10 protein-coding genes and 6 pseudogenes are annotated in these 21,874 nt (G+C 53.5%); 12 read left to right on the forward strand and 4 right to left on the reverse strand.

Features of this window, described 5'->3' with window-relative positions:
* The first annotated feature begins 156 nt into the window (after positions 1 to 156).
* Positions 157 to 1,218: a 7-bladed beta-propeller protein YncE gene (yncE, locus tag C1P89_RS06180; protein WP_000550687.1), complete on the forward strand. Its 1,062-nt coding sequence runs from the start codon at positions 157 to 159 to the stop codon at positions 1,216 to 1,218.
* 114 nt (positions 1,219 to 1,332) lie between these two features.
* Here yncE and ansP read toward each other — a convergent pair whose 3' ends face one another.
* Positions 1,333 to 2,832: an L-asparagine permease gene (gene ansP / locus C1P89_RS06185; RefSeq protein WP_005142642.1), complete on the reverse strand. Its 1,500-nt coding sequence runs from the start codon at positions 2,830 to 2,832 to the stop codon at positions 1,333 to 1,335.
* A 266-nt stretch (positions 2,833 to 3,098) separates the two neighbouring features.
* Between ansP and C1P89_RS06190 the strand changes: the two genes are divergently transcribed.
* The 8 genes and pseudogenes from C1P89_RS06190 to C1P89_RS06230 all read left to right on the forward strand — a co-directional run bounded on the left by C1P89_RS06190 (position 3,099) and on the right by C1P89_RS06230 (position 17,184).
* A complete protein-coding gene (locus C1P89_RS06190; RefSeq protein ID WP_000598866.1) occupies positions 3,099 to 3,716 on the forward strand; it encodes a glutathione S-transferase family protein in 618 nt (205 codons plus the stop codon).
* Between the two features lie 75 nt (positions 3,717 to 3,791).
* Positions 3,792 to 4,004 carry a YncH family protein gene (locus C1P89_RS06195; RefSeq protein WP_000882240.1) on the forward strand — a complete coding sequence of 71 codons (213 nt, stop codon included), beginning with the start codon at positions 3,792 to 3,794 and terminating at the stop codon, positions 4,002 to 4,004.
* Between the two features lie 820 nt (positions 4,005 to 4,824).
* Entirely contained in the window at positions 4,825 to 6,933 is a 2,109-nt protein-coding gene (locus C1P89_RS06200) for a type VI secretion system Vgr family protein (protein ID WP_000103256.1), read from the forward strand.
* A 67-nt stretch (positions 6,934 to 7,000) separates the two neighbouring features.
* Positions 7,001 to 10,996 (forward strand): annotated as a pseudogene (locus tag C1P89_RS06215) (RHS repeat-associated core domain-containing protein).
* Positions 10,997 to 11,279: 283 nt separating this feature from the next.
* Positions 11,280 to 11,363, forward strand: a pseudogene (locus C1P89_RS26420) (hypothetical protein); the annotation flags it as partial.
* 160 nt (positions 11,364 to 11,523) lie between these two features.
* Positions 11,524 to 12,492 (forward strand): annotated as a pseudogene (locus C1P89_RS06220) (ISAs1-like element ISEc1 family transposase); the annotation flags it as partial.
* Positions 12,493 to 12,749: 257 nt separating this feature from the next.
* A complete protein-coding gene (locus tag C1P89_RS06225) occupies positions 12,750 to 16,967 on the forward strand; it encodes an RHS element core protein (protein WP_000015417.1) in 4,218 nt (1,405 codons plus the stop codon).
* Positions 16,945 to 17,184, forward strand: a complete 240-nt coding sequence (locus tag C1P89_RS06230) for a hypothetical protein (RefSeq protein ID WP_001101831.1) — start codon at positions 16,945 to 16,947, stop codon at positions 17,182 to 17,184. The genes C1P89_RS06225 and C1P89_RS06230 overlap by 23 nt, the downstream gene beginning before the upstream one ends.
* On the opposite strand, the pseudogene C1P89_RS25835 reads toward C1P89_RS06230, so the two are convergent.
* Positions 17,179 to 17,298: pseudogene (locus tag C1P89_RS25835) on the reverse strand (hypothetical protein); the annotation flags it as partial. The gene C1P89_RS06230 and the pseudogene C1P89_RS25835 sit on opposite strands and share 6 nt — an antisense overlap.
* Positions 17,299 to 17,352: 54 nt before the next feature.
* Between C1P89_RS25835 and C1P89_RS06235 the strand changes: the two are divergent.
* Positions 17,353 to 18,050 (forward strand): IS1-like element IS1A family transposase gene (locus C1P89_RS06235; protein WP_094096600.1). Its coding sequence is split into 2 segments (ribosomal slippage): positions 17,353 to 17,602 and positions 17,602 to 18,050, totalling 699 coding nucleotides; the frame shifts between segments, so codons are not numbered across the junction.
* A 15-nt stretch (positions 18,051 to 18,065) separates the two neighbouring features.
* On the opposite strand, the pseudogene C1P89_RS06240 reads toward C1P89_RS06235, so the two are convergent.
* Positions 18,066 to 18,798 (reverse strand): annotated as a pseudogene (locus C1P89_RS06240) (transposase); the annotation flags it as partial.
* Between the two features lie 231 nt (positions 18,799 to 19,029).
* On the opposite strand from C1P89_RS06240, the gene istA reads away from it, so the two are divergent.
* Complete coding sequence (gene istA, locus C1P89_RS06245) at positions 19,030 to 20,565, forward strand: IS21-like element ISSso4 family transposase (RefSeq protein ID WP_000447022.1); 1,536 nt, start codon at positions 19,030 to 19,032, stop codon at positions 20,563 to 20,565.
* Positions 20,566 to 20,581: 16 nt separating this feature from the next.
* A complete protein-coding gene (istB, locus tag C1P89_RS06250) occupies positions 20,582 to 21,337 on the forward strand; it encodes an IS21-like element ISSso4 family helper ATPase IstB (protein ID WP_001282649.1) in 756 nt (251 codons plus the stop codon).
* Positions 21,338 to 21,437: 100 nt separating this feature from the next.
* Here the strand turns inward: istB and C1P89_RS06260 are convergent.
* Positions 21,438 to 21,806, reverse strand: a pseudogene (locus tag C1P89_RS06260) (IS110 family transposase); the annotation flags it as partial.
* Between the last annotated feature and the right edge of the window lie 68 nt (positions 21,807 to 21,874).

A 21,874-nucleotide genomic window follows, 5' to 3' on the forward strand; every position in this document is an offset into this window, starting at 1 on the left:
AGTAATTGAGAAAATTGTAGTCGTAACGGCAAGAAATGCTCCACATTTGAGAAAATAATGATTACCATTCCCATTTATAACAAGAGCGTAACGATGATTACGCTTAGCGAAGCATTGTGAAGCAGCAAAAATATCGGTTCATCAAAGGGAGTCGTCATGCATTTACGTCATCTGTTTTCATCGCGCCTGCGTGGTTCATTACTGTTAGGTTCATTGCTTGTTGCTTCATCATTCAGTACGCAGGCCGCAGAAGAAATGCTGCGTAAAGCGGTAGGTAAAGGTGCCTACGAAATGGCTTATAGCCAGCAAGAAAACGCGCTGTGGCTCGCCACTTCGCAAAGCCGCAAACTGGATAAAGGCGGCGTGGTTTATCGTCTTGATCCGGTCACTCTGGAAGTGACGCAGGCGATCCATAACGATCTCAAGCCGTTTGGTGTCACCATCAATAACACGACTCAGACACTGTGGTTTGGTAACACTGTAAACAGCGCGGTCACGGCGATAGATGCCAAAACGGGCGAGGTGAAAGGCCGTCTGGTGCTGGATGATCGTAAGCGTACGGAAGAGGTGCGCCCGCTGCAACCGCGTGAGCTGGTAGCTGACGATGCCACGAACACCGTTTACATCAGTGGTATTGGTAAAGAGAGCGTGATTTGGGTCGTTGATGGCGAGAATATCAAACTGAAAACCGCCATCCAGAACACCGGTAAAATGAGTACCGGTCTGGCGCTTGATAGCAAAGGCAAACGTCTTTACACCACTAACGCTGACGGCGAATTGATTACCATCGACACCGCCGACAATAAAATCCTCAGCCGTAAAAAGCTGCTGGATGACGGCAAAGAGCACTTCTTTATCAACATTAGCCTTGATACCGCCAGGCAGCGTGCATTTATCACCGATTCTAAAGCCGCAGAAGTGTTAGTGGTCGATACCCGTAATGGCAATATTCTGGCGAAGGTTGCAGCACCGGAATCACTGGCTGTGCTGTTTAACCCAGCGCGTAATGAAGCCTACGTAACGCATCGTCAGGCAGGTAAAGTCAGTGTGATTGACGCGAAAAGCTATAAAGTAGTGAAAACGTTCTATACGCCGACTCATCCAAACAGCCTGGCGCTGTCTGCCGATGGCAAAACGCTGTATGTCAGTGTGAAACAAAAATCCACTAAACAGCAGGAAGCTACCCAGCCAGACGATGTGATTCGTATTGCGCTGTAATAGATATGGCGAGGGTGAAAACGGAGAGACTTGCCTGACTTTTATCACGCCGCATGCGGCACACCTTCGTCAGTAATCTAAATTTGCCCGGCACGTAGCCGGGCAATTTTGCAATTAGCTCGCCGTTTCAGGCTTAAACACAATTTCCTGTTTTTCTTCATCTTCCTCGACGACTGGCGCAGTGCTGTGAATTTCAGCAACGCGTTTGCGCACACCAAACCAGCCTATAACCAGCAGAATACCGATAATCGGCAGCGCCGCGATAGTATAAGTCCCGTTCGGGTAATCGAACGCCATCAGCACAAGGACACTCAGTAAAAACAGTAATGTCAGCCAGGAAGTGAAGGGCGCGCCAGGCAGTTTAAAACTGACATCCGCTGCTTTGCCTTCTTTAATCGCTTTACGCAGGCGCATCTGGCACACGATGATAAACGCCCATGAAGCGATGATTCCCAGCGACGCGAAGTTCAACACAATCTCAAATACGCGCGACGGCACCAGATAGTTGAGGAATACGCCGACGACATACACAACCAGTGTCGCCAGAATCCCGGCATACGGCACATGCTGACGACTCATTTTCGCCATAAAACTCGGTGCGGAACCGCCCATCGCCATCGAGCGCAGAATACGCCCGGTGCAGTACAGACCTGAGTTCAGGCTGGAGAGGGCAGCGGTCAGCACCACAATGTTCATAATGCTGCCGATATATGGCATACCCAGTTTAGAGAAAAACGTCACGAACGGACTTTGCCCCGCCTGATACGCGCTCCACGGCAATAACATAACCAGCAACACCACGGAGCCGACGTAAAACAGGCCAATACGCCAAATCACACTGTTAATGGCTTTAGGCACCATGGTCTGCGGATCTTTACATTCTCCGGCAGCTGTACCCACCATTTCAATGGAGGCAAAAGCAAACACTACGCCCTGAATCAACACCAGCGCAGGCAGCAAACCGTGGGGGAAGAAGCCGCCATTATCGGTGATTAAATGAAAGCCAGTGGTGTTGCCATCCAGCGGCTGACCACTACCGAGGAACACTGTACCCACGACCAAAAAGGTCACAATGGCGAGCACTTTAATAAGCGCAAACCAGAACTCCATCTCCGCAAACCATTTCACACCGATCATATTCATGGTGCCAACGATGGTAAGTGCAGCGAGCGCAAAGACCCACTGCGGCACGCCGCCAAACGCACCCCAGTAATGCATATACAGAGCGACGGCGGTAATATCAACAATCCCCGTCATCGCCCAGTTGATGAAGTACATCCAGCCAGCAACATAAGCGGCTTTCTCACCCAAAAACTCACGGGCATAAGAGACAAAACTGCCACTGGAAGGGCGGTGTAGCACCAGCTCACCCAATGCACGCAGAATAAAAAACGAAAACAAGCCACAAATTAAATAAACCAGTGCCAGTGCTGGACCCGCCATTTGCAGTCGGGCTCCTGCACCTAAAAACAAGCCGGTGCCAATCGCGCCGCCAATGGCGATCATCTGTACCTGGCGATTGCCCATCGCTTTGTGATACCCCTCTTCGTGGGCATTAAGCCAGCGGCGTTTCGCGGCGTGTTGATCTGAAGTGTCGGTGTCGTGTTTACTCATTGCTCTCCCTGATTGCTTTAATGAAAAAGTCATATAAGTTGCCATGAACAATGTTTATTCATCCTGGCGATGATAGTTATCACCATTATTCTTTATGGGTATAAAACTATCGGCGCAGCATCCTACCCGTTATCGATATACGATGCAAAACATCCCCTTACAATCCTGAAGGGGATTCATACAACTGACGAAAAAATGACAAATACTTTTGCTGGTTAACCTGTGTACTGTCCTACACTTAATCTTTAAAAGATTGTGAGGGGCATATGATTAAGGTGTATGGCGTACCCGGATGGGGCTCTACAATCAGTGAGCTGATGCTAACACTGGCTGATATTCCTTATCAGTTCGTTGATGTCAGTGGTTTTGACCACGAGGGAACTTCACGCGAGTTATTGAAAACCCTGAACCCGTTGTGTCAGATTCCGACACTGGCGCTGGAAAATGACGAGATTATGACGGAGACAGCGGCGATTGCATTGATGGTTCTCGATCGTCGCCCGGACCTTGCGCCACCGGTTGGGCGCGCCGAACGTCAGCAGTTTCAACGGCTATTGGTCTGGCTGGTTGCTAATGTCTATCCAACATTCACTTTCGCCGATTACCCTGAGCGTTGGGCTCCTGACGCACCTGAACAGTTAAAGAAGAATGTTATTGAATATCGTAAATCGCTTTATATCTGGCTGAATTCACAATTGACCGCTGAACCTTATGCGTTTGGTGAGCAACTAACGCTGGTGGACTGTTATCTTTGCACTATGCGCACATGGGGGGCTGGGCATGAATGGTTTCAGGATAATGCCACGAATATCAGTGCGATTGCTGATGCTGTATGTCAGTTACCGAAATTACAAGAAGTATTAAAAAGGAATGAAATTATTTGAGTGGGATACCAGAGGATTATGTTATTTATTATTCAGTAACTTTATCCACAATGATGGGCGTAATTAATTAAATTCATGTTATGTTTTTTGATTTATATCACTCTCCCCTTCAGTCAGCTTGTCTATTTCATTTCCTCTGAAAAGAAACTAACTATTCACATTGTGCAGATGTTTCACTTGTTATCACAGGTATTCTATAATCTCAAAAAGTTTTTAATGATGGATATGCTCGGAGTTGGAGATGCAATTAATATTAATGCAAATAAAAATATCCGGCAGGTATGCTAAAAGGATAAATGGCGTTCTCTGTATTTATTCGCAATTATCTATAGGACAAATATGGAGAGCTTGATGAGTCAGAGCTAAAACAGCAATTGATAAATAAATATGTTGATTTATTCAAGAAAATGGATGTATTTTAAATATTGATTCTTAATATAACCTAATCAATAGATTATCACGTGAGAGCTGCACATTATTGGCGGGGCCGGGGAAAACATCATTTTGGGAACAATGAATCAGGTACTCTTACCACTGAAGCAAGATCATCCGGGCACCAGGTGGTGGTGCAGTGCTTTGGAAATGGTCCTCTCGGGGGGAGTTGCCATTATTTTCTATGCTATTTGCTTATTATATTCATCAGGTGAATTTAATAAATTCCTAATTTGAAATATCCACTATTAAGCCAGTGTTTAACGACGTTAAGATGGCAATGTGCAGATCATGTTATCAGGGTGGGCGGTAGCGTATATTCCTTATACAAACCATCATTCATTTCAATGATTGTTATTGAATTATTTATTGTTGTGAATAAAAAGACATTATGAATATTGGTTTGACTTTGCATATCAGGTTTTTTATTACTCGCTGTAATGTACGAGCCTGTCGTGAATAACGTCGAGAACCCATCCGTTGCGTTTGTGATTATTTTGTTGACTAAACAGACACCCGTTTCTCTGAAGTAAAATCCCAGACTAAATCATCACATAACCATGACATTTTTCTGATATTCCCCGGTAACGCCAGATGTCGACTCGCTTATCTCATCCGCCCGACATGTTGTACATGCAATATGTGCGGATTATTATTCATTTTCACGGAGGTTGCTATGTCAACCGGATTACGTTTCACACTGGAAGTGGACGGCCTGCCACCGGATGCTTTTGCGGTGGTTTCCTTTCATTTGAACCAGTCACTCTCTTCGCTCTTTTCCCTCGATCTCTCTCTGGTCAGCCAGCAGTTTCTCTCCCTTGAATTTGCGCAGGTGCTGGACAAAATGGCCTACCTGACGGTATGGCAGGGCGATGACGTACAGCGCCGGGTGAAAGGTGTGGTGACCTGGTTTGAACTGGGGGAGAACGACAAAAACCAGATGCTGTACAGCATGAAGGTATGCCCACCGCTGTGGCGCATAGGGCTGCGCCAGAACTTCCGTATCTTCCAGAATGAGGACATCGAAAGCATCCTCGCGACGATCCTGAAGGAAAACGGTGTGACCGAGTGGAGTCCGCTGTTCAGCGAGCCGCATCCTTCCCGTGAGTTTTGTGTCCAGTACGGCGAAACTGATTACGATTTCCTGTGCCGGATGGCGGCGGAGGAAGGCATCTTCTTTTATGAGGAGCACGCGCAAAAAAGTACCGACCAGAGCCTGGTCCTGTGCGACACCGTGCGTTATCTGCCGGAGTCCTTTGAGATCCCCTGGAACCCGAACACCCGTACCGAGGTAAGTACCCTCTGCATCAGCCAGTTTCGCTACAGCGCACAAATCCGTCCTTCTTCCGTAGTGACCAAAGACTACACCTTTAAACGTCCCGGCTGGCCAGGGCGTTTTGATCAGGAAGGCCAGTACCAGGATTACCAGCGCACGCAGTATGAAGTGTATGACTACCCCGGACGTTTCAAGGGTGCCCACGGGCAGAACTTTGCCCGCTGGCAGATGGACGGCTGGCGAAACAACGCAGAAGTGGCGCGCGGAACAAGCCGTTCGCCGGAGATATGGCCGGGACGGCGAATTGTGCTGACGGGGCATCCGCAGGCGAACCTGAACCGGGAATGGCAGGTGGTGGCGAGCGATCTTCACGGCGAACAGCCGCAGGCGGTACCGGGACGCAGGGGTTCAGGCACCACGCTGGAGAACCATTTTGCGGTAATCCCGGCAGACAGAACATGGCGGCCACAGCCGTTGATGAAACCGCTGGTGGATGGCCCGCAGAGCGCCGTCGTGACGGGACCGGCAGGCGAGGAAATCTTCTGTGATGAACATGGCCGCGTGCGGGTGAAATTTAACTGGGACCGCTATAACCCGTCAAACCAGGACAGTTCATGCTGGATCCGTGTGGCACAGGCGTGGGCAGGCACCGGCTTTGGCAACCTGGCGATACCGCGTGTGGGTCAGGAGGTGATTGTGGACTTCCTCAACGGCGACCCGGACCAGCCGATTATTATGGGGCGTACCTACCACCAGGAAAACCGCACACCCGGCAGCCTGCCGGGGACGAAGACGCAGATGACCATTCGTTCGAAAACCTATAAGGGCAGCGGGTTTAATGAACTGAAGTTTGACGATGCGACAGGGAAAGAACAGGTCTACATCCACGCGCAGAAGAACATGAACACCGAGGTGCTGAATAACCGCACCACGGATGTGATAAACAACCATGCTGAAACCATTGGCAACAATCAGATGATTGCGGTTACCAACAATCAGATAGAGACGGTGGGCGTTAACCAGATAGAGACGGTGGGCAGTAACCAGATAATTAAAGTGGGTTCTGTTCAGGTGGAAACGATTGGACTTGTTCGTGCGCTGACGGTGGGCGTGGCGTATCAGACGACGGTAGGTGGCATTATGAACACCTCGGTGGCACTGATGCAGTCCTCGCAGATCGGTTTGCATAAATCGTTGAGGGTCGGGCTGGGTTATGACGTCAAAGTCGGAAATAACGTTACCTTCACCGTTGGTAAAACGAAAAAGGATGATACCGGGCAGACCGCGATTTACTCCGCCGGTGAGCATCTGGAGCTCTGCTGTGGTAAGGCAAGGCTGGTGCTGACGAAGGACGGACAAATTTTTCTCAACGGCACAAAAATTCATTTGCAGGGTAAGGAGCAGGTTAATGGTGACTCACTGTTGATTAACTGGAACTGTGCAGCCTCGAAATCCCCACCGAAGACCCCTGATGAAAAGCAGGATACGCCGGATATGAGAGAGTACTGATCCCGTACCTGTTCGGTATTCAGTAACAAACCAGCATTAAAAATAAACAGAAGAAGGAATTTGAATCATGAGCGGAAAACCAGCGGCGCGTCAGGGAGATATGACTCAGTATGGCGGTCCCATTGTCCAGGGTTCGGCAGGTGTAAGAATTGGCGCGCCCACCGGCGTGGCGTGCTCGGTGTGTCCGGGCGGGATGACTTCGGGCAACCCGGTAAATCCGCTGCTGGGGGCGAAGGTGCTGCCCGGCGAGACGGACCTTGCGCTGCCCGGCCCGCTGCCGTTCATTCTCTCCCGCACCTACAGCAGCTACCGGACGAAGACGCCTGCACCGGTGGGCGTTTTCGGCCCCGGCTGGAAAGCGCCTTCTGATATCCGCTTACAGCTACGTGATGACGGACTGATACTCAACGACAACGGCGGGCGGAGCATTCACTTTGAGCCGCTGCTGCCGGGGGAGGCGGTGTACAGCCGCAGTGAGTCAATGTGGCTGGTGCGCGGTGGTAAGGCAGCACAGCCGGACGGCCATACGCTGGCGCGGCTGTGGGGGGCGCTGCGCCGGATATCCGGTTAAGCCCGCATCTTTACCTGGCGACCAACAGCGCACAGGGGCCGTGGTGGATACTGGGGGGGGCTGAGCGGGTGCCGGGTGCTGAGGACGTACTGCCAGCGCCGCTGCCGCCGTACCGGGTGCTTACCGGGATGGCGGACGCTGACGTACCGGCGTGAGGCCGCCGGTGACCTGGCCGGGGAAATCACCGACGTGACGGACGGTGCCGGGCGGGAGTTCCGTCTGGTGCTGACCACGCAGGCGCAGCGTGCGGAAGAGGCCCGCACCTCTTCGCTATCTTCTTCTGACAGTTCCCGCCCTCTCTCAGCCTCAGCGTTCCCCGACACACTGCCTGGTACCGAATACGGCCCCGACAGGGGTATCCGCCTTTCGGCGGTGTGGTTGATGCACGACCCGGCATACCCGGAGAGCCTGCCCGCTGCGCCACTGGTGCGGTACACGTATACGGAAGCCGGTGAACTGCTGGCGGTATATGACCGCAGCAATACGCAGGTGCGCGCTTTCACGTATGACGCGCAGCACCCGGGCCGGATGGTGGCGCACCGTTACGCGGGAAGGCCGGAGATGCGCTACCGCTACGACGATACGGGGCGGGTGGTGGAGCAACTGAACCCGGCAGGGTTAAGCTACCGCTATCTTTATGAGCAGGACCGCATCACCGTCACCGACAGCCTGAACCGGCGTGAGGTGCTGCATACAGAAGGCGGGGCCGGGCTGAAACGGGTGGTGAAAAAAGAACTGGCGGACGGCAGCGTCACGCGCAGCGGGTATGACGCGGCAGGAAGGCTCACGGCGCAGACGGACGCGGCGGGACGGCGGACAGAGTACGGTCTGAATGTGGTGTCCGGCGATATCACGGACATCACCACACCGGACGGGCGGGAGACGAAATTTTACTATAACGACGGGAACCAGCTGACGGCGGTGGTGTACCCGGACGGGCTGGAGAGCCGCCGGGAATATGATGAACCGGGCAGGCTGGTATCGGAGACATCGCGCAGCGGGGAGACAGTACGCTACCGCTACGATGACGCGCACAGTGAGTTACCGGCGACGACAACGGATGCGACGGGCAGCACCCGGCAGATGACGTGGAGCCGCTACGGGCAGTTGCTGGCGTTCACTGACTGCTCGGGCTACCAGACCCGCTATGAATACGACCGCTTCGGCCAGATGACGGCGGTTCACCGCGAGGAAGGTATCAGCCTTTACCGCCACTATGACAACCGTGGCCGGTTAACCTCGGTGAAAGACGCACAGGGCCGTGAAACGCAGTATGAGTACAACGCCGCAGGCGACCTGACTGCCGTTATCACCCCGGACGGCAACCGGAGCGAGACACAGTACGATGCGTGGGGAAAGGCGGTCAGCACCACGCAGGGCGGGCTGACGCGCAGTATGGAGTACGATGCTGCCGGACGTGTCATCAGTCTGACTAACGAGAACGGCAGTCACAGCGACTTCAGCTACGATGCGCTGGACCGGCTGGTACAGCAGGGCGGCTTTGACGGGCGGACGCAACGTTATCATTATGACCTGACCGGAAAACTCACGCAGAGTGAGGATGAGGGGCTTGTCACCCTCTGGCACTACGATGCGTCGGACCGCATCACGCACCGGACGGTGAACGGCGACCCGGCAGAGCAGTGGCAGTATGACGGCCACGGCTGGCTGAGAGAAATCAGCCACCTGAGCGAAGGCCACCGTGTCGCTGTCCACTACGGCTACGACGATAAGGGCCGCCTGACGGGCGAACGGCAGACGGTGGAGAACCCGGAGACGGGGGAACTGCTGTGGCAGCATGAGACGAAACACGCCTACAACGAACAGGGGCTGGCAAACCGCGTCACGCCGGACAGCCTGCCGCCGGTGGAGTGGCTGACCTACGGCAGCGGTTACCTGGCGGGCATGAAGCTGGGCGGGACGCCGCTGGTCGAGTATACGCGGGACAGGCTGCACCGTGAGACGGTGCGCACCCTCGCACCGGACCTGGACATCCGCATCCCGTATGCCACCGACCCGGCGGGAAACCGCCTGCCGGACCCGGAGCTACACCCGGACAGCACGCTCACGGCGTGGCCGGATAACCGCATCGCAGAGGATGCGCACTATGTTTACCACTATGATGAATACGGCAGACTGACGGAGAAGACGGACCGCATCCCGACGGGTGTGATACGGACGGACGACGAGCGGACCCACCACTACGACAGCCAGCACCGCCTGGTGTTCCACACGCGGATACAGCATGGCGAGCCACTGGTCGAGAGCCGCTACCTCTACGACCCGCTGGGACGGCGAATGGCGAAACGGGTATGGCGGCGGGAGCGTGACCTGACGGGGTGGATGTCGCTGTCGCGTAAACCGGAGGAGACATGGTACGGCTGGGACGGCGACAGGCTGACGACGGTACAGACCGACACCACACGTATCCAGACGGTATACGAGCCGGGAAGCTTCACGCCGCTCATCCGGGTCGAGACAGAGAACGGCGAGCGGGAGAAAGCGCAGCGCCGCAGCCTGGCGGAGAAGCTGCAGCAGGAAGGGAGCGAGGACGGGCACGGCGTGGTATTTCCGGCTGAACTGGTGCGGCTGCTGGACAGACTGGAGGAAGAAATCCGGGCAGACCGCGTGAGCAGTGAAAGCCGGGTGTGGCTTGCGCAGTGCGGGCTGACGGTGGAGCAACTGGCCAGACAGGTGGAGCCGGAATACACACCAGTGCGAAACGTTCATCTTTACCACTGCGACCATCGGGGCCAGCCGCTGGCGCTCATCAGCGAAGACGGCGATACGGTGTGGAGCGGGGCGTATGATGAGTGGGGCAACCAGCTAAATGAGGAGAACCCGCATCATGTGTATCAGCCATACCGTCTGCCGGGGCAGCAGTATGATGAGGAGTCGGGGCTGTACTACAATCGTCACCGGTACTATGATCCGTTGCAGAGACGGTACATCACCCAGGACCCCATTGGGCTGAAAGGTGGGTGGAATCTGTATCAGTATCCGCTGAATCCGGTGAGCAGGATAGATCCGTTGGGGTTATTCTCATGTGAGAGTTGTAGTCATTTTATAGATGATATAAATAATAAACTGGATAACCTTCCGTTTAACCCGACAAAAATGTTTACAGCTAGTTTAAATACTGCTAATTCAGCAAGGCTGTATGCAAGTGGCATGACAAAATTCGGTATAAGTGTTGCTGCCGATGGAACGATCATTGCTGCCCCAGTCGGTGCAGCTTCTATGGCTTTAGGGGCGTGGAATATAAAATCTGCGACAGCTGCATATAACAGAGCAAATTTACAATTATCAGAATCACTTCAGGAAAATGGTAGAGATAGGTGTTGGAGAAATTTATTGGGTATTTTACCTTATGGTGAGCAGTTTGATGACCCTGGTGAACCATCAATATTAGACGTTTATGGTGAAAAGATTGAGAATATCAAAGATTCTCCAATGAAGTTTTTTGAAGAGCTTGGGACGCTGGGGTTGTAATGTGTATTTTTAATGATATTTTTATGTTTGTGTTTATTGTTAGTAGTATACTTGTAACCGTGCATTTTGTGTATTCTTTATTTTTTAAAAGTGGAAAGGTAAAAGATAAGGTAAACAAATGGATTAAAGTAATGTGTGATTTATTTTGGGGGATAGGATAGTGGTGTGATATGGATAAATATAAATTACAGTGGCTGGCATATTTCGACCTGACGCCGGAGTAGATAAAAAAACAGACAGGATTGGAGTATAGCAAGCGTCTGACAATCTCTCGGGACAGTAGTATGATGAAGAGGCGGGGTTGTACTATAACCGTAACCGGTACTACGATCCGCTAAAGGGCAAGTATATGACTCAGGGAAAGATCATCAGAAGTTCACTTTTTGTACTAAATAATTCGCATTTTATGTTTAAAAATTGAGATATTCCTCATTACCTGAAGCTGTTTTTTTATTGCTTATACATAATCAAATACTCCTTACATAATTAAGGAGAACAAAATGGAAATTAAAAAATTGATGGAACATTTTTTGAAGCAATATGGTGATTTTGAAAATGGCATTCCTGTTCACGATACCATTGCCAGAGTTGTATCCTGTATCAGTCCTGCAAAATTTCATGAGTGCTTTATTAACTGGATGCGTGACTGCCATTCTTCAGATGATAAAGACGTCATTGCAATTGATGGAAAAACGCTCCGGCACTCTTATGATAAGAGTCGTCGCAGGGGAGCGATTCATGTCATTAGTGCGTTCTCAACAATGTACAGTCTGGTCCTCGGGCAGATCAAGACGGATGAGAAATCCAATGAGATTACAGCCATTCCTGAACTTCTTAACATGCTGGATATTAAAGGAAAAATCATCACAACTGATGCGATGGGTTGCCAGAAAGATATTGCAGAGAAGATACAAAAACAGGGAGGTGATTATTTATTCGCTGTAAAAGGAAACCAGGGGCGGCTAAATAAAGCCTTTGAGGAAAAATTTCCGCTGAAAGAATTAAATAATCCAGAGCATGACAGTTACGCAATCAGTGAAAAGAGTCACGGCAGAGAAGAAATCCGTCTTCATATTGTTTGCGATGTCCCTGATGAACTTATTGATTTCACGTTTGAATGGAAAGGACTGAAGAAATTATGCGTGGCAGTCTCCTTTCGGTCAATAATAGCAGAACAAAAGAAAGAGCCAGAAATGACGGTCAGATATTATATCAGTTCTGCTGATTTAACTGCAGAAAAGTTCGCCACAGCAATCCGAAACCACTGGCACGTGGAGAATAAGCTGCACTGGCGTCTGGACGTGGTAATGAATGAAGACGACTGCAAAATAAGAAGAGGAAATGCAGCAGAATTATTTTCAGGGATACGGCACATTACTATTAATATTTTGACGAATGATAAGGTATTCAAGGCAGGGTTAAGACGTAAGATGCGAAAAGCAGCCATGGACAGAAACTATCTGGCGTCAGTCCTTGCGGGGAGCGGGCTTTCGTAATCTTGCCCTGCTGAAGAGTTTGAAAGGGCACGGATCCTTTCAAAAGAATACATTGAGAAATATATAAGCTAAAGATGATTAGCTGTATTTCATGATAATAATCTAATGAGGGATTTTTCTGAACATCAAATTGCATCGAAGTTAGTTAGAGTGCTGCGATTGTCTTGCACGTAATAAATTCAGAGAGAAAATATAGTTGTGGGTATGAGAAAATAACCAACCTAATGTAAATCAATTCAGATGAAGAGGAATAAACCATGAGCGGAAAACCGGCGGCGCGGCAGGGCGACATGACCCGCAAGGGACTGGATATTGTGCAGGGTTCAGCGGGTGTGCTGATAGGTGCGCCGACGGGAGTGGCCTGTTCGGTGTGTCCGGGAGGGATTACCTATGCTAACCCGGTGAACCCGGTGCTGGGTGCGAAGGTGCTGCCGGGCGAGACGGACCTTGCGCTGCCCTGCCCGCTGCCGTTTATTCTTTTCCGCGCCTACAGCAGCTACCGGACCAGAACACCCGCGCCGGTGGGGGTGTTTGGTCCCGGCTGGAAAGCGCCCTTCGATATCCGCTTACAGATACGCGATGAAGGCCTGATACTCAACGACAGCGGCGGCAGGAGCATTCACTTTGAGCCGCTGTTTCCCGGCGAGATAAGCTACAGCCGCAGCGAGTCACTCTGGCTGGCGCGGGGCGGAGTAGCGGCGCAGCACAGTTCGCAGCCGCTAAGCGCGCTCTGGCAGGTGCTGCCGGAAGATGTTCGCCTGAGTCCGCATGTGTACCTGGCGACAAACAGCCTTCAGGGGCCGTGGTGGATACTCAGCTGGCCGGAGCGGGTGCCGGGGGCGGACGAGGTGCTGCCGCCGGAGCCGCCCGCATACCGGGTGCTGACGGGCGTGGTGGACGGCTTCGGGCGGACGCTGGCCTTTCACCGGGCAGCGGAGGGTGACGTGGCGGGCGCGGTGACGGGGGTGATGGACGGCGCGGGCCGCCGTTTTCACCTGGTGCTGACCACACAGGCGCAGCGGGCGGAAGAGGCCCGTAAACCGCACACCGCTTCGTTATCTTCCCCTGACAGTCCCTGCCCTCTCTCAGCTCCTTCCTTCCCCGACACGCTGCCCGCCGGTACAGAGTACGGTGCCGATAACGGTATCCGGCTGGAGGCGGTATGGCTGACACACGACCCGGCATACCCGGATGAACAGCCGACTGCGCCGCTGGCGCGCTACACGTACACGGCCGGTGGTGAACTGCGGGCGGTGTATGACCGCAGCGGGATGCAGGTGCGCGGGTTTACTTATGATGCGGAGCACGCCGGGCGGATGGTGGCGCACCATTATGCGGGGAGGCCGGAGAGCTGCTACCGGTATGATGATACCGGTCGGGTGACGGAGCAGGTCAACCCGGAGGGGCTGGACTACCGCTTTGAGTACGGAGAGAGCCGGGTAATCATCACGGACAGCCTGAACCGGCGGGAGGTGCTGTACACGGAAGGCGAGGGTGGCCTGAAGCGGGTGGTGAAGAAGGAGCATGCCGACGGGAGCATCACCCGCAGCGAGTATGATGAGGCGGGGAGGCTGAAGGCGCAGACGGATGCGGCGGGACGGCGGACGGAGTACCGACTGCATATGGCGTCTGGAAAGCTGACTTCAGTGATACTGCCGGACGGCAGGACGGTACGGTATGGCTATAACAGCCAGCGGCAGGTGACGTCGGTGACGTACCCGGACGGGCTTCGCAGCAGCCGGGAGTATGATGAGAAGGGAAGGCTGGCGGAAGAGACCTCGCGCAACGGTAACATTACGCGCTGGTTTTATGATTCTTCCCGCAGTGGCCTGCCCTGTGCGGTGGAAGACGGAACCGGGGTGAGGCGGAGAATAACGCGAAACCGGTACGGTCAGCTTCAGGCGTTTACGGACTGCTCGGGGTACACGACGCGGTATGAGTATGACCGGTACGGTCAACAAATCGCCGTTCACCGGGAAGAAGGCATCAGCACTTACAGCAGTTATAACCCGCGCGGTCAACTGGTCAGTCAGAGGGATGCGCAGGGGCGTGAAACCCGTTATGAGTACAGCGCCGCAGGAGACCTCACCGCTATCGTTGCCCCGGACGGCAGCCGCAGTGAGATACAGTATGATGCGTGGGGAAAGGCCGTCAGCACCACGCAGGGCGGTCTGACGCGAAGCATGGGGTATGACGCCGCCGGGCGCATCACTGTGCTGACCAACGAGAACGGCAGCCAGTCCACGTTCCGGTATGACCCGGTCGACAGGCTGACGGAGCAGCGCGGCTTTGACGGCCGGACGCAACGTTACCAGTATGACCTGACCGGAAAACTCACGCAGAGTGAAGATGAGGGGCTTATCACCCTCTGGCATTACGATGCGTCGGACCGTATCACCCGGCGCACGGTGAACGGTGAACCGGCGGAGCAGTGGCAGTATGACGATCACGGCTGGCTGACAGAAATCAGCCACCTGAGTGAAGGCCACCGTGTGGCGGTCCACTACGGCTATGACGATAAAGGCCGTCTGACGGGCGAACGGCAGACGGTGGAGACCCCGGAGACGGGGGAGATGCTGTGGGAGCATGAGACGGGGCACGCGTACAGCGAACAGGGGCTGGCGACCCGTCAGGAGCCGGACGGCCTGCCGCCGGTGGAGTGGCTGACGTATGGCAGCGGTTATCTTGCGGGGATGAAGCTGGGCGGAACACCGCTGGTCGAGTACACGCGGGACCGGCTGCACCGTGAGACGGCCCGCAGCTTCGGCGGGGAGGCATATGAACTTGCCACCGCCTGGAATACCAGCGGCCAGCTCCGGAGCAGGCACCTGAACCTTCCGCAGCTTGACCGTGACTACGACTGGAACGACAACGGACAGCTAATCCGCATCAGTGGCCCGCAGGAGAGCCGGGAGTACCGTTACAGCGACACGGGGAGGCTGACGGGCGTCCACACCACGGCAGCGAACCTGGATATCGATATCCCGTATGCAACAGACCCGGCAGGAAACCGGCTGCCGGACCCGGAACTGCACCCGGACAGCACCCTCACGGCGTGGCCGGATAACCGCATCGCGGAAGATGCGCACTATGTCTATCGCTACGATGAATACGGCAGGCTGGCGGAGAAGACGGACCGTATCCCGGAAGGGGTTATCCGGATGCACGACGAGCGCACCCACCACTATCACTACGACAGCCAGCACCGCCTGGTGTTCTACACGCGGATACAGCACGGCGAACCACAGGTGGAGAGCCGGTACCTCTATGACCCGCTGGGCCGCCGGACGGGAAAACGGGTATGGCGGCGGGAGCGTGACCTGACGGGGTGGATGTCGCTGTCGCGTAAACCGGAGGAGACCTGGTACGGGTGGGACGGTGACAGGCTGACCACTGTACAGACCCAACAGACAAGAATCCAGACGGTATACCAGCCGGGAAGCTTCACGCCGCTCCTGAGAATCGAAACAGAGAATGGCGAACAGGCGAAGGCGCGGCACCGGAGCCTGGCGGAGGTGTTGCAGGAGGACACGGGGGTGACGCTTCCGGCGGAGCTGGCGGTGATGCTGGGGAGGCTGGAGCGGGAACTGCGTGCGGGTGCGGTGAGTGCGGAGAGTGAGGCATGGCTTGCGCAGTGCGGGCTGACGGTGGAGCAGATGGAAAGCCAGATGGAGGCGGAATACATCCCGGAGCGGAGGCTGCATCTTTACCACTGTGACCACCGGGGACTGCCGCAGGCGCTCATCAGCCCGGAAGGGGAAACGGCGTGGCGCGGGGAGTATGACGAGTGGGGGAACCAGCTTAATGAGGAGAACCCGCATCACCTGTACCAGCCGTACCGTTTGCCGGGGCAGCAGTATGATGAGGAGTCGGGACTGTATTACAACCGTCACCGGTACTACGATCCGTTGCAGGGGCGGTATATCACCCAGGATCCGATAGGGTTGAAGGGGGGAATAAATCTATACACGTATCCACTGGCACCAATACGTTACACTGATCCACTGGGGTTAGAACGAGTTATAAGTGTATATGGGCCTCCCGCTCCAGACCGGGCAGGTGCTGAAACTCCTCTTGTTCTTACTGATATGACTGGAGGAGTGACTATTTATTATGATCCTGAAACAGGTGATTCAATGACTTTTGATAGTAGCAATAGAATTGATCGTCGTTCTCAACGTGGTGCTGGTGATCCATATACAGGTGAAGTCGTTGGTTGTGAGACAAATGGATCAGGAATATCGGCAGCATATGGCACAACGAAGATCTATACTACAGATACTAGAGCAAGATGGCTACATGGTGGGGGATCATCGTTGCGCGATCCTTATGCTCCTCGACAAGGCTGGAAACCAACTATGGGATGTACCCGTGCACAGAATGAAGATGTAGATGAGTTGTGTAAGAAAGTGACAAGTTGGATGTATTCGCATCCTGGAGAGAGAATTAGATATGAACGTTTTAAGACACGTTAATGCGATTAACATGGGAGTGTGCATTCTAATTTTGGTTATTGGATGTGCAAATGCTAAAGTTCTTAAACGATGTATATTACCCGCTCCTGATGGTGGCGTAGAAAAACTATCAAAACCCAACTTACATGGAGTAATTAAAAAAGTTGATTTGAACACAAATGAAGCGGAAATTAAAATAAAAGAGGGTGCCCCTATTAAGTTGTCAAGCATGTTATGACCCCTGCGGGGTATAAAAAGTCCCGTCGCGCATCATGGCGAACAGAACGTCGCAGCGTCGTCTCGCCAGGGCGATAAGCGCCTGATTGTGTCGTTTTCCCTGACTCATTTTGCGGTGATGCTGCCAACTTACTGATTTAGTGTATGATGGTGTTTTTGAGGTGCTCCAGTGGCTTCTGTTTCTATCAGCTGTCCCTCCTGTTCAGCTACTGACGGGGTGGTGCGTAACGGCAAAAGCACTGCCGGACATCAGCGCTATCTCTGCTCTCACTGCCGTAAAACATGGCAACTGCAGTTCACTTACACCGCTTCTCAACCCGGTACGCACCAGAAAATCATTGATATGGCCATGAATGGCGTTGGATGCCGGGCAACAGCACGCATTATGGGCGTTGGCCTCAACACGATTTTACGTCACTTAAAAAACTCAGGCCGCAGTCGGTAACCTCGCGCATACAGCCGGGCAGTGACGTCATCGTCTGCGCGGAAATGGACGAACAGTGGGGCTATGTCGGGGCTAAATCGCGCCAGCGCTGGCTGTTTTACGCGTATGACAGTCTCCGGAAGACGGTTGTTGCGCACGTATTCGGTGAACGCACTATGGCGACGCTGGGGCGTCTTATGAGCCTGCTGTCACCCTTTGACGTGGTGATATGGATGACGGATGGCTGGCCGCTGTATGAATCCCGCCTGAAGGGAAAGCTGCACGTAATCAGCAAGCGATATACGCAGCGAATTGAGCGGCATAACCTGAATCTGAGGCAGCACCTGGCACGGCTGGGACGGAAGTCGCTGTCGTTCTCAAAATCGGTGGAGCTGCATGACAAAGTCATCGGGCATTATCTGAACATAAAACACTATCAATAAGTTGGAGTCATTACCCATTTTGCGGGTGTAGTAAGCCCTGGAGAGCGGATCCCTGAGCGCGGCGAAGGCCGACAGGAACAACGCCCGTTTGAGAGCTTTATTACCCCGTCGCGAGGGATGCTCACCGCGTATTGACGAGCCGGATCGCCGAGTTACCGGCGCAAGGCCAGCATAAGCAGCGAGATGTGCGGCAGAGGCGAAGGCGCGGCAGGCGACCTCGGTGAGGAGTCTGGCTGCGGTCCTGACACCGACTCCGGGCATACTGGTCAGGACCGGGTAAAGAGGGTGAGCAAGAACTCGCTGTTCTACCTCAAGCGCCACCTCGTCTCTTTGCTTACGCAGCGTGATGAGCTGGAGTGCCAGACGTGGCAGTACTACGGCAGCGGCATTCGTGCCGGGAACGACGACGGTTTGTTCGGCCAGTGCCTGAGCTATGTCTGCTGCAAGGCGTTTACCCAGACGAGGCGCAAGTTTGCAGAGCTGGGCTGCCAGCTTCTTCTCACCCAGCGAAGCCCAGCGAAGCGAGTTTTTCTGGTGAGGGATATCGCTGGAGAAGATCGAGTACCGCCGGGTGCTCAAGTCTCGGACCGAGAACGCGCTCCAGTGCCGGATGTATCTGGGTCAGAAGGCCGCGGATACGGTTGCTGGCCTGCGTTGTCTGTGCGGCAAGATCATCATCGAAGCCGCAGAGCATGGAGAGTTCGGCGATTTGCTCGTCAGCCAGTTTCAGCGTGCGTAGCGCGTGAGGTGCAAAATGGCATCTGAATCGATCGCAGTTTGGCATTCGAATCGATCATGATTTGGCATCCATCTCCGATCACAGTTTGGCATCACAATCGATCACGATTTGGCATACTTCCGATCATTGATTGGAATTCGCCAGTCACTCCGGGAATTAACTCTTTTCACCACAGTCTCCATTGCCGTGTTTAAACCAGTGGAGACGTCAATGTCCAAAAAGAGAAAATCCAGGAGCACTATGGAAACTTGTTTTAAGATCCTTCAGCTCAAGTTCGATAAGAAGCTGACTAACCGTTGTATCGGACTGACGTTACACATCAGCGCCTCAACCGTTTTTGAGGTTCTTGCCCGCTTCAAAGCCTCTTCTCTGTCATGGCCATTACCTGCGGATATATCCCATGACACGCTGGAGAAACTCATTTTCCCGCCCAAAGACACCTCTGCGTCAGAGCTTGTTATGCCTGACATGCTGTACTTCGATACGGAAATGAGAAAACCTGGCGTGACGCGCCAACTGTTGTGGATGGAATACAAGGCACAGGCGGGTGACAAAGCGATGGGATACTCACACTTCTGCCGTTGCTACCGGAAGTGGAAAAAAACGCGACGCCTCTCCATGCGACAGGAGCATCGTGCTGGCGAAAAGCTCTTTATCGACTTCTGTGGTCCTACGGTCCCTGTTATTAATCCGGACACCGGAGAGATACGCCGCGTGGCAATCTTCGTGGCTGTAATGGGGGCGTCCAACTATACCTATGTTGAAGCGTGCGAAGGTCAGGACATGATGTCATGGTTAAATGCCCACAGCCGTTGCCTGACCTTCCTGGGCGGCGTACCGAAGCTGCTCATCCCCGATAACCTCAGAAGCGCAGTGAAAAAAGCCGATCGCTATGAGCCTGTCATCAACGACAGTTATCAGGCGCTGGCTGAGCACTATGGCACGGTTATTATCCCGGCCCGCCCGCGCAAACCTAAAGATAAACCAAAAGCAGAAAACGGCGTCCTCATCGTCGAGCGATGGCTTCTTGCCCGCATCCGTAATGAAACCTTCCACACGCTCAGGGCGCTGAATGCACGCCTTCGGGAGTTGCTGACGGACATGAATAACCGACCAATGAAGGGATACGGTAATCAAACCCGCGCAGAACGCTTCCGCATGCTGGATGCACCAGCACTCTCTCCGCTGCCTCTGGAGCCTTATGAATACACGGAATACAAAGCCGTGAAGGTTGGCCCTGACTACCACGTTGAATATGCCCGTCACTGGTACTCCGTTCCACACGAACTGGTCGGTCAGCGTCTGTCACTGAAGGTGGGGCAGTCGGTGGTACAGCTCTGGCACAAGGGGCAGTGTGTGGCGCAACATCCGCGCAGCACACATGAATATAAACACACAACCAATCCGCTTCACATGCCAGAACGCCACCGGCGGCATGGGACATGGACACCGGAACGCCTTATCGAGCAGGGAAACCGTACAGGTCCGTCCACAGGCCGGGTGGTTGAATCCATGCTGAAAGCCAAACCCCATCCGGAGCTGGCTTACCGTGCAGTCCTGGGTCTGCTGGCACTTCAGAAAAAATACGGCCCGGAACGGCTGGAAAAGGCCTGTTACGTTGCCCTGCACTATAACGCCCCGGACAGACGCTTTATCGACAATCTGCTGCGTCATCATCGGGATAACGTTGAGCTTCCGTTATCCCGCCAGGGCGAACAACATCCGGCATATGCTTCAGAGCATGAAAACCTGCGTGGTCCTGGCTACTACCACTGACAGAAGGAACAACCGTATGAGTGATAATCTGTTAAACAAACTGACCCAACTGAAACTCCCGGCGATGGCCGGGAGCCTGATACGGCAACGGGAAACGCCTCAGACTTACGACGAACTGTCGTTCGAGGAAAGGCTGACACTGCTGGTTGATGACGAGCTTCTGAGCAGAGAAAACAGTCGTGTGGCACGGTTGAGAAAAAATGCCTGCCTGAAATATCAGGCAACACCGGAAGGGCTGCGTTATCCGGCCTCAAGAGGTCTGCGGGCTGAACAGATGAGGGAACTGCTGAACGGCCACTACATAATCCACAGGAAAAACCTACTGATAACCGGTCCGACAGGATGCGGTAAGAGCTGGATAGCCAATGCGCTGGGCGAACAGGCATGTCGACAGAAATACAGCGTCCGGTACTGTAGAACCGGGCGATTACTGGAACAGTTGGCTCAGGGACGTGTTGATGGCAGTTGGCTGAAATATCTGAAACAGTTGCAAAAAATACAGGTTCTAATCCTGGACGATCTGGGGCTGGAACAGTTAAGTAACGCCCAGTGTAATGACCTTCTGGAGATCACAGAGGATCGTTACGGACAAAGCAGCACGATAGTGGTAAGCCAGTTCCCGGTAGATAAATGGCATGGTCTGATGGAGAACCCAACAACAGCAGATGCCATCCTGGACAGACTGGTACATAACTCACACAGAGTGGTCCTTCAGGGAGAGTCCCTGAGGAAAAATCCCCCGACAGTGGAAAGCAGCGAAAAAACGAGTTAAAAAGCGGTAGAAAAAGTTAAGTTCCCGGTTGATCGAATGGATGCGAATCGCTGATCGAACTTCGATGCCAATCCGTGATCGAATAGAGCGGAATACGCACGTGAGGCAGGGTACGGGCAGCTTCGGCAATGATGGCAGCGTCACGAGCATCAGTTTTAGCTTCACCGGCGTGTAAGTCGGCTATGCGGCGCATGGCCAGTCCAGGGAGGTATCCGACAAGGACTCCTTCTGAGCGGGCAACGGCGACAGGTAACGCACCGATGGTAGCTGGCTGATCAACAACCAGCAGTATCTGACCATGTTGTTTCAGGTCAGATATTAGCGACCTGAGTTTGTTTTCGTCGTTGGGTAATGCTTTATCGAACAGGCGTTTACCTGAACGATTAATGGCAACAGCGTGATGCGTATCTTTACCGACATCAACGCCGATAAAGACCTGGACGGATTCGTAATCGCTGGATTCGGTCATTCTGTCTCCCTTGTATATGGGTTAACCAGATAACCACGGGGAGCAGGTACCGGCATCCACGTTACAGA

This window comes from Shigella sonnei (assembly GCF_002950395.1).
In the GTDB taxonomy this organism is placed as follows: domain Bacteria; phylum Pseudomonadota; class Gammaproteobacteria; order Enterobacterales; family Enterobacteriaceae; genus ECMA0423.